Raw genomic sequence first — 17,411 nt, 5'->3', positions numbered from 1 at the left:
TTAAGCATCATCACCAAGTAGTTTTTTGATAAAAAAGGTTGCTACCATGGTTATAACAAATGCAATCACAGCAATACTGATATAGATATTAAAACCATGTAAATATACATGTTTAAGTTCAATAATATTATTTATATTGTTATCAGATATGGCTGCAAAATTTGCAATAATACCTGCTACAAATCCACCAATACCAATATTTACTAGCCACAATCCCATATAAGCACCTATCTGTCCACGTGGAGCCAGTCTAGTTGCTAAAGACAATCCTATTGCTGATACAAAGAGCTCTGCAAAACCAAGACAGATATAGCATAAAGCAACCCAATAACCACTTACTAGACTTTGTGTATCTACTCCAGATAGATGAATTCCTACTGCGACAGTCACATACATAAAGATTAATATAAACATCCCTATTAAATACTTATAGGTGTCTAATAAATTGTATTTTTTCCATAAAAGTCCTAATAAAACACCTCCTCCTAATACTGTCGAAGTATTAAATATCAGAAATGACTGAGTTGGAATATTAACTCCAAAAATTCTATGATCAACAACTCTATCTATAAACAGATTTAACGACATAAATATTTGGTTATATAACGCCCAGAATGCTACAGCAACTATCAAAAATATTAGGTAGGATACTGCCTTCTTCAAATCTTTTGGATCTTTAGCACCCTTAAATATAACAAATAAACTAAATATGATAATTAAAATTAAGAACAAATTAGAAATACTAGGGTTATATATAACAATTACACTTGCTAACCCTCCACCAATCGATATAGCTATAGCAAGAATCCATTGAAAAACGCTGACACTTTCTCTGTACAATTCCAAACTTAATTTTTTGAATCCTATATAAAAAGTTAAAGTTCCTATCAGAATCATTATCGCAGCTAAAACAAATATTGCTATATCTCCCATAGAATTATATATATAACCTGCGGTTGAGAAACCAAGCAATCCTCCTATATTTATCCCGACATAAAATATTGTGAATCCGCTCTGACGGTGAGTATCTTCAGGCTTATAACTATGACCTAAATAGCTACCAACATTCGTTTTCAATAAACCTGTGCCACTACAGACAGCCCCTAAGGCGATGCAAAAGGTAAATAAGTCACTTGCAAACACAAGATATGTATAGCCTGCTATTAAGAAGACGCCTCCCAAAAGCACACTACGATAATACCCTATAAGCTTATCAGCGACTTGCCCCGCTAATACTGATGTTATATAAAGCATTGCACTAAATGAGCCAACTATAATATTTGCTTTACTATCATTTAAGTCAAACCTTTGGATCAAAATAAAAATCATTGTTGTTGCAATTATTGCATAACCAAATCTTTCCCACATTTCAGTAAGAAAGCAAATAGGTAAAGCTCTTGGGTGTTTTAAATTTACACTAGACATAGTAATTTTCTAACTTTTAAAGTATTAATATTATATTGGAACTTCCAAAATAATAATATTAATAAATAATTATTTACCTATTAAGTTTTTTATATGAAATACTTTAGGTAAATGGTGGGTTGTACAGGATTCGAACCTGTGACCAATTGGTTAAAAGCCAACTGCTCTACCGACTGAGCTAACAACCCATAACTACAAAAAAAATTGAAGTAAGAGGTAAAATAAATGGTGGGTTGTACAGGATTCGAACCTGTGACCAATTGGTTAAAAGCCAACTGCTCTACCGACTGAGCTAACAACCCTAAAGATTTGATGTTTATTATACTGACTAGATTTTATGTGTCAACACTTTATGCTGTTTTTTTCTATTTAATTCCAATATCTCAACAGGATGTTTTATTGTATGTCCTTCCATACGTTTCACTTGGCACCTACAGGAGAATCCTGTGGCAATCACAGATCTTATACCACTTTCTTTAATTTTAGCTTTCCAGCTCAAATTATAAATATGTTTAGAGGCATCAATATGTTTAGTCTCATGTCCAAAACTACCAGACATGCCACAACATCCAACTTTAACTGCTTTTGTCTCAACACCGAAATGCTTAAATATTTTTTGCCACTGCTCTACTGACACGACAGATAAAGACTTTTCTGTACAATGATTAAAAAGATTAAACTCTTTATCTAACATTTTTTGCATAGTAGGTAAGGTATCAAGTTTTGTTATCAACCATTCTTGTACCAGTTTGACTTTAAATCTTATTTTATCTCGACAAGCTTGTTTATACTCATCTCTATAAACCAGCGTCATAGCAGGATCAACCCCAATCATTTCGACTTTAGTTTCAGCTATTTGATTGTATAGTTTAGTAGCTTTTAGAGCATGCTTTTTAAAATACTTCAGAAAACCCTTCACATGAGAAGGCTTACCATTAACTCTAAACGGAGCAAAATATACTCTAAAGCCTAGTGCTGTCAAGAAATCATACAATGACAGAACTATATGAGTATCATACAGTGATGTAAATATATCTTGGACGATACAAACAGCTCTTTTCTTCTGTTCAGTAGACAAACTTCTCATTTCTTCAAGATTAAACTCTGGAGCGCCTCTTTTTTTGAGCTCTGACCTTAAATTTAACGAACTGATGATTGGAGTATCTGCAAAACCAACTAAATTAGTCAATCCAGCTCTAACAAACTGAGTATTAAAAATATCATTATATATTTTTGGCATGTATAAGTTGATTCTCAACAGTGACTCACTATATTTAACGAAATAATCTAGACCAGGTCTCTTATACTTAGAATGATAATGGTATAAGAATTTCGATTTCATTGTAGGGATATCAACTTTTATAGGACAACCTGACACACAAGCTTTACACCCTAAGCATTTATCCAAAGAGTCATAAACTTGATGAGAGAAATCATCAGGATAATCTTCTATTTTATCGAAACCCGTATTATAGACTTTATCCTTTGTTGAGTATCCTGCTGCTGAAAGCTGATTAAGCCACTCACGTAATACCGCTGACCTTCCTTTTGGTGAATATAACCAGTTTCTACTAGCTTTGGCTGATGGACATATTACAGTGTCTAAATTATAGTTTAAACACTGCGAATTACCATTACAGTTATATGCTCCAGAAAATTGTTCGCGCATATCTTTAGGCACTTGCTCATCTGAATAACCCCTGAATGGCCCATCTACTTTTACAAGCTTATCCTTACTACCTGTTGGAACAGTAATTTTACCCGGATTAAGTTGATTATGCGGGTCAAATACTTTTTTGATATGTCCTAATGAGTCATAAAGCTCTTGACCAAAGTACTCTTTTATATATTCACTTCGATAGCCGTGACCATGCTCACCACATAAAACCCCACCATACTTTCTAACAAGTTCACTAACCCTTTGAGTAATTTGTTTAACCTTCTGAGAATCTTCAGCTGAGGACATATCTAGTGCTGGTCTTACATGCAAACACCCTACATCAACATGACCAAACATCCCATATCTTACACCATAAGAGTCTAGCAACACTGTTAACTCTTTGATATAGTCTGCTAATTTCTCAGGAGCTACTGTTGTATCTTCAATGAAAGGTATTGGTTTACGATCTCCTTTCATTGCACCAAGTAAGCCTACACCTTTTTTTCTCAACTCCCAAAGACTATCCATATCAGTTTGGCTTTCTGTGAAATGAAACACTGATTGTTTTTCTAGTAATTGCCTTTCTAGACGCGAGGTCATATTATCTAACTCATGTTGACTATCAGCAATAAATTCAACTAAATTTACTGCTGCCACATTAATAGAGTTATTCTTTTCAAGCATATATTTTATCTTGTGATAAATCTCATCGCCCTTTGCAATTTCAATTATATTATTGTCTATGGTCTCTATAGCAGATGGCTTAGATGACAATAAATCTCTAGCAGCTCTCAACGCATCATCAAAACTATTGTATGAAATCGCAAACAGTGCTTTAAATTTAGGTTTTTTAGTTAGTTTAAGTTTGAGTTCCGTAACAAAAGCTAATGTTCCTTCCGAACCAGATATTAAATAGCTTAGATTGACAGTATTGTCATCTTTGTTATAGGTTTTGGCAAGATTGTAGCCTGTTAAATAACGACTTAACTTGGGAAATTTCTCCTCAATTAATTCGTACTTATCTATAATATGTTCAACAACTATTGAGTATATATTTTTCTCAATGTCATTTAATTTATCTTCATTAAGATCACTTAATTTAATTTTTTTAGTAGATAACTTCTGCCCATTTATTAAAGTACACTCCAACTCTAAGACATGCGCACTTGTCCGTCCATAAATTCTAGAACCTTTACCACACGCATCAGTGTTTACCATACCTCCTAAAGTTGCTCTATTACTAGGTGATAAATTTGGTGCAAAGAAATATTCTGAATCAGCTAATGTATCATTCAGCTGGTCAAGCACAACACCTGGCTCAACTTTAACATATCCATTATCAAAATCTACTTCTAGAATATTATTCATGTATCGACTAGTATCTATAATGACCCCAGCACATAATGAGTGCCCTGAAGTACCAGTACCCCCTCCACGAGGAGCAAATTTAATTTCTTGATACTCCTTCTTACTCGCTAATGCAAAAACTCTATTAACATCATTCTTACCATATGGAAAAACAATAAGCTCAGGAACAACATGATATACACTGTTATCCATTGATGATGATATTCTTGAAGCATAATCAGAATGTATATCACCTTCAAACCCTTTACTCATCAACTCTTCAGCAAAAGCACTAATCAAAGCATTTAAAGCATTTGTATTATTTAAGACTGGCAGTTTACTTGTTTTCATATATAAAAAATTATCCTGGTTAATAAAAAGTAGATAATACCCACCTAGAATTATATAAGAAAATTAACTTCACATAAATAATATTAGGAAAATACATAAAAGATAAAAACATTTCATTTTTTTGTATCAAAGCAGACAAACTCCAAATATAAAGTTATAATGACAATCGTATTTAAAAATAATTTCAAAAGTTAAAAGTTTTTGAGGATAAATATGAAAAAAACTACTCTTTTAGTGATCTTGGATGGTTGGGGCTACAGCGAAAGTGATTACTTCAATGCCATCAGAAATGCAAATACACCTACCTGGGATAGCATCTGGCAAGATTTCCCTAAAACATTAATTAGCGCATCTAGCTTAGAAGTTGGGTTACCTAGAGGCCAAATGGGAAACTCTGAAGTTGGACATGTAAATATTGGCTGTGGTAGAGTGGTCTATCAAGAGCTTACAAAAATTGACAAAGCAATCGAAGAAAAAACTTTTGGTGACAATAAAGCCATCTGTGATGCTATTGACAATGTTATCCAAAAAGATTCAAACCTCCACTTAATGGGTCTACTCTCTCCTGGCGGAGTTCATTCTCACGAAGAACATATTTTTGAAATGATAAAAATTGCCAAGCAAAAAGGTGTGAAAAAAGTATACTTACATGCCTTCTTAGACGGTAGAGATACTCCTCCGCGCTCCGCTGAAGACTCTATCAAAAAAACAGACAAGTTACTACAAGACTTAGAAATCGGGTATATCGCCAGCGTCAGTGGTAGATATTATGCAATGGACAGAGACAATCGTTGGGATAGAGTTGAAAAAGCTTACAAAGCAATAGTCAATGCAGATGCCGAGTTTGTTTGTAATTCTGCGCTTGAAGCTCTAGAGGAGTCTTATGCTAGAGATCAATCTGATGAATTTGTCATTCCAACTTGTATCCAAAAAGATGGAAAACTGATAAAAGTTGAAGATAATGATAGTGTTATTTTTATGAATTTCAGAGCTGATAGAGCTAGAGAAATATCTCATGCTTTCACAGATGAAAACTTTGATCATTTCCCGAAAGACAGATATTTAAACATAAACTTCACAACTCTTACAGAGTACGATTCAAAACTTAAATGCAATGTAGCATTCCCACCGGATCAGCCAATAAATACTCTTGGCGAAGTGCTAATGAAGAATCATAAGACTCAACTAAGAATAGCTGAAACTGAAAAATATCCTCACGTAACATTCTTTTTTAATGGTGGTAAGGAAGATCAATTCGAAGGTGAAGATAGGATCTTAATTCCTTCTCCAAAAGTTGCCACTTATGATCTACAACCAGAGATGTCTGCTCCGGAAGTTACTGACAAATTAGTTGACGCTATCAATAATGGTAAATATGATTGTATAGTTTGTAACTATGCAAACTCAGACATGGTTGGTCATACTGGTAACTATGAGGCAGCAATGCAAGCAATTGAATATCTTGATAAATGTTTAGCGAGGTTAAAAGACGCAATACTAGAACATGACGGTAACATGTTCATTACTGCAGATCATGGTAATGCTGATATGATGGTCAATCCTAAAACACAAAAACCTCATACTGCTCATACTACCAATCTGGTACCATTTGTATATGTTGGGCATAAAAAAGCTCAAGTAGCTTTAGAGCATGGTAAGTTATCTGATATTGCTCCAACTATACTTAATGTGATGGATATTACTCAGCCTCAAGAAATGACAGGCAAAACTATTTTTAATTTTGAAAAATAAGGATTTCAGACAAAATGCTTGATGCTAAATATATTAAAGATAATTTAGAAGAAGTAGCTGAGAAACTCGCAACCAGAGGTTATCAGTTTAATATAGCAGAATTCAAAGCTCAAGAAGTAAAAAGAAAAGACCTTCAAGAGAGAACTCAAGAGCTTCAATCTCAACGTAATACTATCTCTAAAGAAATAGGTAAAAGAAAGTCTAAAGGTGAAGATGCTAGTGATATTTTTGCCAAAGTTAATGATATTAACGATGAACTAAAAGTAATCGAAAAAGAGCTAAAAGACCTTCAAGATTGTATAAACAACACTCTTCTTTCAATGCCAAATCTTCCAGCTGATGATGTACCAGTTGGTAAGGATGAGAGTGAAAATGTCGAGATAAAAAAATGGGGGACTCCTCGTGAATTTCATCCTGAAGCTCAAGCTAAAGATCATGCAGATATAGGTGAAATACTCAATATGATTGACTTCAAAGCTGCAGCAAAAATCACAGGTAGTCGCTTTGTAGTTCTAAAAAGTAAAATTGCAAAGCTTCATCGTGCATTGACACAATTTATGTTAGATATGCATACAGAAAAGCATGGCTATGAAGAATTATATGTGCCATATATGGTAAATAATGATAGTTTATATGGAACAGGCCAGTTGCCTAAGTTCTCTGAAGATTTGTTTAAATTAGAAGGTGACTTTGAATATAGCCTAATACCAACGGCAGAAGTACCTATCACAAATCTAGTAAGAGATGAAATCTTAGATACAGAATCTCTACCTAGATACTACACAGCACACACACCATGTTTTAGAAGTGAGGCTGGTTCTTATGGGCGTGATACTAAAGGTTTAATTCGTCAACATCAATTTGAGAAAGTTGAGATGGTCCATATCACTACAGCTGATAAAGGTGAAGAATCTTTGGAGCTATTAACATCTCATGCAGAAAAAGTACTACAAAAACTAAACCTACCATACAGAGTAGTCAAACTTTGTACAGGAGATATGGGCTTTAGTGCGAAAAAGACTTATGATCTAGAAGTATGGATACCTTCTCAAAATACCTATAGAGAAATATCATCATGTAGTTGGTGCGGAGACTTCCAAGCACGTCGTATGAAAGCTAGACACAAAAATCCAAGTATGAAAAAACCTGAATTAGTACATACTTTAAATGGTTCTGGTTTAGCAGTTGGTAGAACATTACTAGCTATTATTGAAAATTACCAACAAGAAAATGGATCTATCATGATTCCTGAAGCACTTATTAACTATATGGGTGGAATTTCTGTTATTAAATAATCCTATGACTTCTCTTTGTCAACTTCTTCTTAATCTAGAACAATCTTTACTATCCTATGAAACTCGCTTTGATTATAAATATATATCTAGAGTTTTAATGGATGACTTTAAAGAGTTTGGAAAATCTGGATATTTCTATACAAAAAAAGACATTTTAGAATCCACATTCTCACCAGCTAAAATTAACATGAAAATAGTTAATGATAGCTTTGAGATTGATAAGCTTAATGAGCATATAGTATTGGTAACATATAAAACTATAAATTTAGATAGCCCTCAAAAACACCATAGATGTTCTATTTGGATTAAAGTAGATAATGACTGGAAAATGAAATTTCATCAGGGAAATATTATGGAAGATTAAATAATGTCAAAATTTATAAACTTTGTAAAACATCAGATATATATACTTAGAAGTAAATTGTGGTTTAAACCTGCAGCTTATTGTGTTGTTGCAACTTTAGCAATATATTTTTGTTATCTATTTCAGAAAATAGGTATAAATTTCTATTCTACAACTATTAATAAAGATACTGTTACTACCCTACTCTCTATAATTACAAATAGTATGATTGCAGCAATGGTTTTTGCTGTAGGTGCTATAGTTACAGCTTATACATCAGCTAGTCAATCCGGAACACCTAGAGTACTATCTATACTTCTAAGAGACAGCACCTCTCATAAAGCCACATCAACCTTTATCGGCGCTTTTATATATGGGGTTGTTGCTACTATTGGTCTTAAATCTGGAATTTTTAATCAAACAGGAATCTTTTTAATATTTATTATTACCATACTCGTATTTATATGGATTATTCTTACGTTTATTGTATGGATTGACAATATTGCAAAACTTGGACAAATAAAAACTATCTTGCAAAAAACAGAGAAACAAGCTTTTTCTACAGTTAAACAATATACAAAAAATCCGTACATGTACTGTAATAAGCTGGATAAAGAAAGAATACCAGAAGAGGCACTACCAATTTACTCTGACCATTATGGATTTCTTAATGAAATTCATCTAGAACTTCTAAACAACCATTGTGAAAAACTAAATGCAAAACTATACATTGTAAAATACAAAGGAGAACACTTAGCTAGCTCTGAAATTATAGCTTATATCAAATCTCCCAAATATTTATCTAAAGAGATACTTAGCAAAATTACTGATAATTTTATTATCTCTAATGAAAAAAACTTTATTGAAGATCCAATATTTGGAGTAGAAACTCTCAGTGAAATCGCAGCTAAAGCTTTAAGTCCTGGAACAAATGATCCTGGAACTGCTATTAGTGTTATTGATTCGCTTAATCGTTGTTTGAAGTATCTAATTGATCATACAGACTCTACTACCAAAATTATTTATAAAAATATTTATGTTGAGGGTATTGAGATAGATCGTTTTATAAAAAGTGGATTTGAATATATAAGAACTTATGGAAGCAATAATCTTCAGGTAGCAAAACGCATCCAAAAAAGTCTTCTTCATATTTCTAAACAACTGGAGAATGATAATAGCATTAATTTTATAAAAGGATATCTATCAAACTGTCTAGCTCAAGCTAATAATGAATTAAAATATGACTTTGAAAAAAAAGACCTGAAAATATTTACTGATAAATTAAAAAATCAAAAATAAACTTCTCAAAAACTTAATAAACATTCAATCAAATAATTCTAAAGTAAGCTTATCAGTGATACTATTTAGAATATTAAATACACTATTTAAATCAATTGATATGCATTTACTAGGTATAGAAGCTGGAGGAACCAAGTTTTTTACAACTATTGGTGATTTTGATGGAAATGTAATTGAACGTCATCGTACAGATACTACTACTCCTGAAGAAACAATGTCTGAAGTTCTTAGGATAATAGTAGGTTATCAAAACAACTATGAGATCAAAGCTCTAGGTTTGGCATGTTTTGGACCTATTGATATCAACATCAAATCTAAAACTTATGGATACATTACAAACACCCCTAAGATAGCATGGCAAAACTTTGATATCGTTGGAGCTATAAAGTCAGTATATAAAGGACCGATTGGTTTTAATACTGATGTAAATGCTGCGGCAGTTTGCGAACAACTTTGGGGTTGTGCTCAAGATTTAGAAAATCTTTTATATCTAACAGTTGGTACTGGTGTTGGTGGCGGTGTTATATGTAATAATAGATTAGTCCAAGGAGCTATGCATCCTGAGATTGGTCATCTTTTCATCCCACAAAATCCTAAAGATAAATTCGAGGGCTGTTGCCCTTTTCATGGCACATGTATAGAAGGCCTAGCTTCTGGTACAGCTATAAATAAACGATGGCAAGTTGCTCATGCAGGAGCTCTTAACGATGATCATATTGCATGGGTATTTGAAGCAGAATATCTAGCAAAAGCATTGGTAAACTATATATGTGCATTTTCTCCAGAAAAGATTATTCTTGGAGGTGGTGTAATGCATAAAACAATCTTGTTTGATATGATTCGTAAAAATGTGAAACAATACTTAAATAACTACTTTGATTATCCTGCATTAAAAGATATGGATAGCTTTATAGTACCTGCTTCTTTTGGCGATAATACAGGCGTCAAAGGTTCTCTTGCTCTTGCACTAGAGACATTCAATACACAAACAAAGTAATCTAGTCAAAATTATCCTTATATTATCTGCTCTTTACTGTTAAAATCTTGTTAAATTAATTGAAAAATAAACTACTTAGCTAATCTTGATAAATAAAATACGTTCTAATCATATACTATCTAAATCTTTGCAAACGATGGTAGTTCAAGCTTTGGGTCAGGCATGTGCATTTATTACGGCTATACTATTGGCTCGCCACCTGAATATAAAAGACTATGGCTTTTATATCTTTGGAGTTACAGTTGCTACTATCATAGCAGTAATAGCAACTATGGGAGCCGGAGGCATATTAGCTAGAACTTGGGGTAAATCTGACCTAAAAAGCAACTTTGAGCGCCATAAAGAAACGTATCGAGTCCACAACTGGTACTTTAAACGAGGCTTTGCAATAGTAATCATATTGATTGCTCTAATAACTTTTTATAACCACTCTGAACACCATGATAATTCTATAGAAAATTTTGCACTCTTATTTGCCGTACCATTTTTTATGGCAAATATATTCCAATCATTCTTTGTCGCAAGAAGAGTGGTTGTTTTTGCCAATTTAATGCAACTTGGATTAAGACTTATTATGCTATTTTTAACTATAGCTTTTATAGTTTTATACATTAATGATACTGCAATGCTTATTGGCACAATGATGATTTTTATGACCATATATGTTACATCTATATGGCTTATCCAAACATCTAAATATAGTTTTGAAAGTGCCAAACCTGTTGGTAGCAATTTATCTTTTGCCTTAATGCAATGGGGATTATTACTTCTATCACAGATTGATATTATCATTTTAAAAGGATTATCAGGTCCTAGTGATGTAGCACTATTCGGTGTTGCGCTACAGCTCAGTGCTTTAGTAAGCTTTGTATTAAATGCTGTCAACTCAAATGTTTTATCACAGATAGCAGATGACTACAAAAATAATTCTAGAGAGATATTTCAACAAAAGATATCATCATATACTAGAATAATATTTATTCTTTCTATTCTCGCTATTCTAGGGCTTATTATTTGTGGTTATCCAATAACTTTGATGTATGGAGAGCAATATACAACATCATACTTTATTTTCTGTATTCTAATGATTGGGCAAATTATTAATGTCCTTTCTGGCTGTGTAGCAACTATTCTTAACATGGCAGGGTTTGAAAGAAGTACTTGCTTTGCATTTTATATTGCACTAATTCTAAATATCGTATTAGGAAGTATTTTTACAATATACTGGGGTGTATATGGATTAGCAATTGCCTCAAGCATATCAATGATATATTGGAATATTCATCTACTATATAAAGTAGTTACAAAAATAAAAATCAACCCTACTATTTTTACTTTTAGATAAATCTACAGCTATGATTCTATTGGGCTACTATTGCTTTTTGCTGCACTATTAAGTGACTTAGAGACATTATCCACAGCATTATTTACTTTTTCTTTAGCTTCTTTTACAGGTTGATTCTTCATATTTGCAACAAATAACAATCCACCCACTAATACTAGGAAAATAATTAATGGAACATTAATTTTCCCAAAAATTTTCTTAAACATTTTCATAAAAATTCTACTCTAACTATTTAAAAAACCATCGTAGCGCCGCTACTGGCTTGATCATCACTTGTACCTTCATCAAATCCTTTTTTAAAGTTTTGAACTTTTGTTTGGGCGCTATTAGTCATATCATTCAAAGTATCTGATGCATCACTTGCCTTTGCTTTTATAACTTCTTGACTTTTATTTGCCTGATCTACTATCTGATTAGCTGTTTCTGAAAATTTATTCTTAACATCATTATATGTTTGATTCATAGATTGTGAAGCATTGTTAGTCTTCTCAATAATATCCTGTTTTGCTTGAGTAACTGATTGACCAAGCTCCTTGCCCACCTGATAAGAATCTCCTTGTGAATAGTCAAAGTCATCGGCATATCCTAATGACAAAGTAGATAACCCCAAGGTTGCCATGGCAATTACTATCTTAATTTTTTTCATAAAATAATCTCCTAATAGCTATATATCAAATTTATTAAATTTAGCTAGCTGGTCAAACCATTAGCTGCATCATCAATATTACTAATTTCCTCTTTCATAGTTTGAGTCTTACTGGAGTTATTAATAGTTGCTTGATTATTTTCAGACTCGACATCCGACAAAGTTTTGACAGTTTCTGATTGCTGTTGATTTGTACTACCATCATCACTTATATTTTGAGCTGGAGTATCCATAGAGGTAGCTTCAGGAACAGCCCCACAAAATAATGGTACTATTACTAGGCCCAATATAAATAAGTGTATATATCTTTTTTTCATCCCATAAACCTCAGGGTAATGAATTAACTATTATAAAAATTACCACAAAACTCTTTTTTTTACTATATTTCAGCACTAGTTTGACATGATAAACAAGTTTGTAATTCTATTGTGTTATAATTTAAAACAAAATAAAAACTAATGAATCTCTAATGCTATCAGATGCATCTAAAGAAGATAAAAAACTAGCAAGGAATTGGCTTAAAGATATCGCATCTCCTGCTAAAAAATGGATTAAATTAACTGTATTAATCGCTTTTCTTAGTGGCCTACTACTAATAGGTCAGCTGTATTTACTTGCTCATATTTCTTATGAAACATATCTACAAAATTCAACCTTAGGTCAACTAAGTACTTATTTTGTTTTGATTATTGTGATTATACTAGTTAGAGCTGCTCTAAGCTGGATCCGAGAAATAGTAAGCTACAAAGCCGCAACAATGGTCAAAAAGCAAATTCGTGAAGATATCCTAGCTCATGTCAATAACCTTGGTCCTATTGAGCTTAATAAAACTTCTAATGCCAACATAATAACTAGTGCTATGGAGCAAGTTGAAGGGTTAACAGGTTTCTTGACTAAATTTTTACCTCAAATAACATTATCTGGACTATTACCACTGGCTATTCTAGTATTCATATTTCCACAAAGTATAGTCTGTGGGATTCTACTACTAATATGTGCTCCTCTTATACCATTATTTATGATCTTAGTAGGTTTAGGTGCAGAATCTGAGAGCCAAAAACATTTTAAAACACTTGCAAGAATGAGTATGACTTTCTTAGATACTCTAAAAGGACTTACAACTCTAAAACTTTTTAATAAAAGTAAATCTCACAGCGAGACTATTTACGAAGCATCTGATAACTATAGAATCCGTACAATGAAAGTTCTTAAAATTGCCTTTTTATCTTCGGCTGTACTTGAGCTTTTTGCTGCTGCTTCTATCGCTCTAGTTGCGATATATCTTGGTATGGGCTTTATCAATGCCGGCGCAGGTAATGATATTTGGTGGTCGCTAGAAAATATAACTTTACAGGGTGGATTATTTATTCTACTTTTAGCCCCTGAATTTTTTATGCCCCTTAGAGAGCTTAGCACTCATTATCATGCCAAAGCGGAAGCAGTTGGTGCAGCTCTAGAAATTTCTAAAATATTTGAGATGCAACCGTCTCATCAAGAAAGAAATGAAATATTTAGCGATAAAGTAAACTCTATAAACATTAAAGATTTGATAGTTAAGTATGATGATAAAATAGCTCTTGATAATGTTTCTTTAGAGATTAATCACAAACAAAAAATAGCTATAGTTGGAGCTAGTGGTGCAGGTAAAACTACACTAATAAATACACTACTTGGTTTTATAAAATATCAAGGCAATATCTTAGTTAATAACAATATTGAGCTAAAAAATCTTGAAGAAAAATCTTGGCTTAGAAATATCTCGTGGCTAGGACAAAACTCATCATTATTCAAAGGTTCTATCAAAGATAATCTACTACTGGCAAATGCTAGTGCTACAGATAAGCAAATAAATCAAGCTTTACAAAACACTGATTTAAATGACTTTGTAAGCTCTCTTGCAAATGGTTTAGATACGGAGGTTGGTGAGCAGAATATAGGAATATCTGGAGGTCAAGCACAAAGATTAGCTTTAGCTCGCGCATATCTAAAACCTCATGATATTCTAATTCTCGATGAACCTACAGCGAGCTTAGATAAAAATAGTGAAGAAAAAATTATCAACTCACTTAAATCAAACTGGAATGATAAAACTGTGATTATGCTAACTCACAAATTAAGCTTCCTAGAGTGTGTTGACAAAATTGTAGTTTTAGCAGATGGAAAAATAGTTGAAACAGGAACATTTGAAGAGCTAGTTGGTGATCAAAATAGTGAATTCTATAACTTCTATAGAAATGAGGTAACAGCATGAGAAATTTAATACCATTTATAAAGCTGTTTAAAAATCAAACTCAATGGATGCTCTTGGGTACCCTACTTGCATGGTCAGCAATACTTATGGGTATAGGACTAATGTCACTATCTGGCTGGTTTATCTCATATACTGGTTACTTGGCTACTACTACCTATGCTATTGCAACTTCATTTAACTATTTTTACCCTTCTGCTGGTGTACGCTCTTTCTCACTTGGTAGAATACTAAGTAGATATGGTGAAAGAATACTAACACATGAAGCAACTTTTAGAATAATTACAGATATTCGTGTATGGTTCTATCAAAAGCTTGAACCACTTGCGCCTTCTCATTTGTTCAAATATAAAAGTGGCGACTTACTTACACGTCTAGTCAATGATATTGGTGCATTAGATAATCTATATATTCGTATAATTTCCCCAACCGTTGTATTTGTCTTAGCAAGTATAACTATAGCTATATTATTTAGCTTCTTTAGCTTAAGTCTTGCACTACTTACATTTATAGCACTGTTGCTAATAGGGTTTGTAATACCATTAGTTAGTAGTCTATTAGCCATGAAAAAAACTCAAGATCTTAATCACACTAGTGCTGAATTAAAAACAAATATCACAGAACATGTTAATTCTCTAGCAGAGCTTAAAATCTTTGACCTAGAAGGTAAGCATCTTGAAAATATTAAAAAGCAAAATTCTGAACTACTAAAGCAAGAAGAAAAAATCAGTTTTATAAGTGGTTTTGGTAGTGCTTTAATGACTTTGGCATTAGGCTTAACTGTAGTTATGGTAACAGTCTTTGCAGTCAAACTAACTCAAGATGGCTATATAAGTGGTGCATTTATTGCTTTGATATTCTTGGCGATAATGGCGATGTTTGAGTCAATTATGCCATTACCACTAGCATATCAGTATTTAGGTAAGACAATTTCTGCTTCAAAAAGGATATTAAATATTACAGATGCTAAAGCAGATGTTGAGTATCCAACAAACTCTGACATTAGTTTAGATAACTATAGTATCAGCTTCAATAATGTTGATTTTGGATATAATGCAGAGCAATCAGTACTTAAAGATTTTTGTTTAAAAATCAAACAAAATGAAAAAGTTGCTCTATTCGCACCAACAGGAAAAGGCAAATCTACCATTATCAACCTACTTGCTAGATTCTGGGATGTTAGTAGTGGCGAAGTCACTATCGGCGATAGAAATATCAAAGAATTTAACGAAGACCAACTTAGAAACCTAATGACTGTGATTAATCAATCTCCACATATCTTTAACACAACTATTAGAGAGAATCTAAAGATTGCTAAGGATAATGCTACTGAAGAAGAGTTATTAGAGGCTTTAGAAAAAGTTGAATTAAAAAAACACGTTGAATCACTACCAAAAGGTCTTGATACTTGGACTGGTGAGCTTGGTAGGCAATTATCAGGCGGTCAACAAAAACGCCTAGCTTTAGCGCGTGCATTCTTACAAGATAAGCCTATACTTATCCTAGATGAGCCTACTGAAGGACTTGATAAAGAGACTGAAAGGCTAGTTTTTGAAAACTTAGTTAAGCTTATGCAAAATAAAACTGTTATATTTATTACTCATAATGCTAAGCTTTTGGAAAGTTTTGATAGAGTTGTTAGGTTTTAAACTTTAAATATTTTGATTTTAGCTTTTCTATTAAGTCATCTATACCTAATATCTCTGTATTATCTTGATTCGATCCAATCCACAAGGATTGTAAATCATAAATATCTTTTGCCTTTGCTAATTTCCGTAAATTAGAAGTATGGTAATGTTGCAGCGGAAAGTTATACTTTAGTATACTGCTATCACTTATTAACATATTCTTGACACCTCGTGCGTATTTACCTGTGATATTTTTAGTAATAGTTGTATCAAAATTATCTTGTATAAACTTTTTACATACTTCAGATAGATTACTTTCTTTTGTCATCATGAAAGCACTACCTATCTGAACATAATTAGCTCCATGATTTAAAAAATCGCTCATATTATTAAGACTAATTCCACCAGCAGCAATAATATATTTCTTAGGAAAAGCATCTCTAATCTGAAGTAATAAGTTTAATGTTGAAATATCATTAGCCTTTTCAGATAAAAAAGTGGCTTGATGCCCTCCTGCCTCACAACCTTGAACAACAAGTACATCAACTCCCCTGCTATCTGCTTCAATAGCCTCTTCCATACTTGTTATATTTGCAATAACAGTAACATTTTTATTTTTTAACTCCTGAATTAAGTAACTATCCAACAAACCAAAAGTCATGCTTACTACTTTTATATTATGCCTCAAAATCAAGTCAATATAGTCAGAATGAGAAATACTTTGCGGAACTAAAAATTCTTTATATCTGTCCTCAACTTTAATCATTTCAAACTCTAAGTCGGTAACTCTAGCATTCTTTATTAGCACTTGATTTTTATGATTTTCTATAAATAGATTAACTCCAACTAGATTAGTTTTATCAAGCAATTTAGATTGAACGTCTACTATCATTCTTTCTAAATCATTCAAACTTAAATAACCTGCTGGAATCATTCCTAACATACCCTCATTAGATACTTTAGCAATAATATCTACTGGTAAAATATTTCCAGCCATTGGAGCTTGTATTATAGGATATTTTAAGTTTAATAAATTCATTTACCCTCTCAACTCTCTATTTAATTTACCAATATC

The 17,411-nt window shown here is 32.6% G+C and carries 14 protein-coding genes and 2 tRNA genes; 8 read left to right on the top strand and 8 right to left on the bottom strand.

Annotated elements, in window-relative coordinates:
* From FQ699_RS03420 to FQ699_RS03405, 4 genes are all read right to left on the bottom strand, one after another.
* Nucleotides 1-1,425 (bottom strand): peptide MFS transporter, encoded by a 1,425-nt coding sequence (locus tag FQ699_RS03420; RefSeq protein WP_146421138.1) that lies wholly within the window; start codon nt 1,423-1,425, stop codon nt 1-3.
* A 112-nt stretch (nt 1,426-1,537) separates the two neighbouring features.
* Nucleotides 1,538-1,613, bottom strand: a tRNA-Lys gene (locus FQ699_RS03415).
* 38 nt (nt 1,614-1,651) lie between these two features.
* Nucleotides 1,652-1,727: transfer RNA gene (locus FQ699_RS03410), tRNA-Lys, on the bottom strand.
* Nucleotides 1,728-1,753: 26 nt separating this feature from the next.
* Entirely contained in the window at nt 1,754-4,783 is a 3,030-nt protein-coding gene (locus FQ699_RS03405) for an FAD-binding and (Fe-S)-binding domain-containing protein (RefSeq protein WP_146421137.1), read from the bottom strand.
* Nucleotides 4,784-4,996: 213 nt separating this feature from the next.
* Between FQ699_RS03405 and gpmI the strand changes: the two genes are divergently transcribed.
* The 6 genes from gpmI to FQ699_RS03375 all read left to right on the top strand — a co-directional run bounded on the left by gpmI (nt 4,997) and on the right by FQ699_RS03375 (nt 11,814).
* Nucleotides 4,997-6,535: a 2,3-bisphosphoglycerate-independent phosphoglycerate mutase gene (gene gpmI / locus FQ699_RS03400; protein ID WP_146421136.1), complete on the top strand. Its 1,539-nt coding sequence runs from the start codon at nt 4,997-4,999 to the stop codon at nt 6,533-6,535.
* Between the two features lie 14 nt (nt 6,536-6,549).
* On the top strand, nt 6,550-7,830 hold the full coding sequence (serS, locus tag FQ699_RS03395) for a serine--tRNA ligase (RefSeq protein WP_146421135.1): 1,281 nt from the start codon (nt 6,550-6,552) through the stop codon (nt 7,828-7,830).
* A gap of 4 nt (nt 7,831-7,834) precedes the next feature.
* Nucleotides 7,835-8,194 carry a DUF4440 domain-containing protein gene (locus tag FQ699_RS03390; RefSeq protein WP_150443091.1) on the top strand — a complete coding sequence of 120 codons (360 nt, stop codon included), beginning with the start codon at nt 7,835-7,837 and terminating at the stop codon, nt 8,192-8,194.
* A gap of 3 nt (nt 8,195-8,197) precedes the next feature.
* Nucleotides 8,198-9,472 (top strand): DUF2254 domain-containing protein, encoded by a 1,275-nt coding sequence (locus tag FQ699_RS03385; protein WP_146421133.1) that lies wholly within the window; start codon nt 8,198-8,200, stop codon nt 9,470-9,472.
* A gap of 100 nt (nt 9,473-9,572) precedes the next feature.
* The gene (locus tag FQ699_RS03380) at nt 9,573-10,469 is read left to right on the top strand and encodes an ROK family protein (protein ID WP_146421132.1); all 897 of its coding nucleotides are present in this window, start codon (nt 9,573-9,575) and stop codon (nt 10,467-10,469) included.
* 85 nt (nt 10,470-10,554) lie between these two features.
* The gene (locus FQ699_RS03375) at nt 10,555-11,814 is read left to right on the top strand and encodes a lipopolysaccharide biosynthesis protein (protein ID WP_146421131.1); all 1,260 of its coding nucleotides are present in this window, start codon (nt 10,555-10,557) and stop codon (nt 11,812-11,814) included.
* An 8-nt stretch (nt 11,815-11,822) separates the two neighbouring features.
* Here the strand turns inward: FQ699_RS03375 and FQ699_RS03370 are convergent, their stop codons facing one another.
* The 3 genes from FQ699_RS03370 to FQ699_RS03360 are packed head-to-tail and all read right to left on the bottom strand — an operon-like array spanning nt 11,823 to nt 12,777.
* Nucleotides 11,823-12,026, bottom strand: coding sequence for a hypothetical protein (locus FQ699_RS03370; protein ID WP_013923437.1), 204 nt, complete (start codon nt 12,024-12,026; stop codon nt 11,823-11,825).
* Between the two features lie 20 nt (nt 12,027-12,046).
* Entirely contained in the window at nt 12,047-12,460 is a 414-nt protein-coding gene (locus FQ699_RS03365; protein ID WP_146421130.1) for a hypothetical protein, read from the bottom strand.
* Between the two features lie 44 nt (nt 12,461-12,504).
* Nucleotides 12,505-12,777, bottom strand: a complete 273-nt coding sequence (locus FQ699_RS03360) for a hypothetical protein (protein WP_146421129.1) — start codon at nt 12,775-12,777, stop codon at nt 12,505-12,507.
* Nucleotides 12,778-12,929: 152 nt separating this feature from the next.
* Between FQ699_RS03360 and cydD the strand changes: the two genes are divergently transcribed.
* Nucleotides 12,930-14,711 (top strand): heme ABC transporter permease/ATP-binding protein CydD, encoded by a 1,782-nt coding sequence (gene cydD / locus FQ699_RS03355; RefSeq protein WP_146421128.1) that lies wholly within the window; start codon nt 12,930-12,932, stop codon nt 14,709-14,711.
* The gene (cydC, locus tag FQ699_RS03350) at nt 14,708-16,357 is read left to right on the top strand and encodes a heme ABC transporter ATP-binding protein/permease CydC (RefSeq protein WP_146421127.1); all 1,650 of its coding nucleotides are present in this window, start codon (nt 14,708-14,710) and stop codon (nt 16,355-16,357) included. Before cydD ends, cydC begins: the two co-directional genes overlap by 4 nt.
* Here cydC and FQ699_RS03345 read toward each other — a convergent pair.
* Nucleotides 16,347-17,375: an NAD(P)H-dependent flavin oxidoreductase gene (locus FQ699_RS03345; RefSeq protein WP_146421126.1), complete on the bottom strand. Its 1,029-nt coding sequence runs from the start codon at nt 17,373-17,375 to the stop codon at nt 16,347-16,349. The genes cydC and FQ699_RS03345 overlap by 11 nt on opposite strands.
* Nucleotides 17,376-17,411 lie beyond the last annotated feature (36 nt).

The sequence above is a fragment of the Francisella salimarina genome (assembly GCF_007923265.1).
In the GTDB taxonomy this organism is placed as follows: Bacteria; Pseudomonadota; Gammaproteobacteria; order Francisellales; family Francisellaceae; genus Francisella; species Francisella salimarina.
This window is presented reverse-complemented; position numbering and strand designations above follow the sequence as displayed.

Excerpts from the sequence above, each read along its gene's own strand:
- FQ699_RS03420 (WP_146421138.1), bottom strand. The coding sequence starts at position 1,425 with ATGTCTAGTGTAAATTTAAAACACCCAAGAGCTTTACCTATTTGCTTT.
- FQ699_RS03405 (WP_146421137.1), bottom strand. The coding sequence starts at position 4,783 with ATGAAAACAAGTAAACTGCCAGTCTTAAATAATACAAATGCTTTAAAT.
- gpmI (WP_146421136.1), top strand. The coding sequence starts at position 4,997 with ATGAAAAAAACTACTCTTTTAGTGATCTTGGATGGTTGGGGCTACAGC.
- serS (WP_146421135.1), top strand. The coding sequence starts at position 6,550 with ATGCTTGATGCTAAATATATTAAAGATAATTTAGAAGAAGTAGCTGAG.
- FQ699_RS03390 (WP_150443091.1), top strand. The coding sequence starts at position 7,835 with ATGACTTCTCTTTGTCAACTTCTTCTTAATCTAGAACAATCTTTACTA.
- FQ699_RS03385 (WP_146421133.1), top strand. The coding sequence starts at position 8,198 with ATGTCAAAATTTATAAACTTTGTAAAACATCAGATATATATACTTAGA.
- FQ699_RS03380 (WP_146421132.1), top strand. The coding sequence starts at position 9,573 with ATGCATTTACTAGGTATAGAAGCTGGAGGAACCAAGTTTTTTACAACT.
- FQ699_RS03370 (WP_013923437.1), bottom strand. The coding sequence starts at position 12,026 with ATGAAAATGTTTAAGAAAATTTTTGGGAAAATTAATGTTCCATTAATT.
- FQ699_RS03365 (WP_146421130.1), bottom strand. The coding sequence starts at position 12,460 with ATGAAAAAAATTAAGATAGTAATTGCCATGGCAACCTTGGGGTTATCT.
- FQ699_RS03360 (WP_146421129.1), bottom strand. The coding sequence starts at position 12,777 with ATGAAAAAAAGATATATACACTTATTTATATTGGGCCTAGTAATAGTA.
- cydD (WP_146421128.1), top strand. The coding sequence starts at position 12,930 with ATGCTATCAGATGCATCTAAAGAAGATAAAAAACTAGCAAGGAATTGG.
- cydC (WP_146421127.1), top strand. The coding sequence starts at position 14,708 with ATGAGAAATTTAATACCATTTATAAAGCTGTTTAAAAATCAAACTCAA.
- FQ699_RS03345 (WP_146421126.1), bottom strand. The coding sequence starts at position 17,375 with ATGAATTTATTAAACTTAAAATATCCTATAATACAAGCTCCAATGGCT.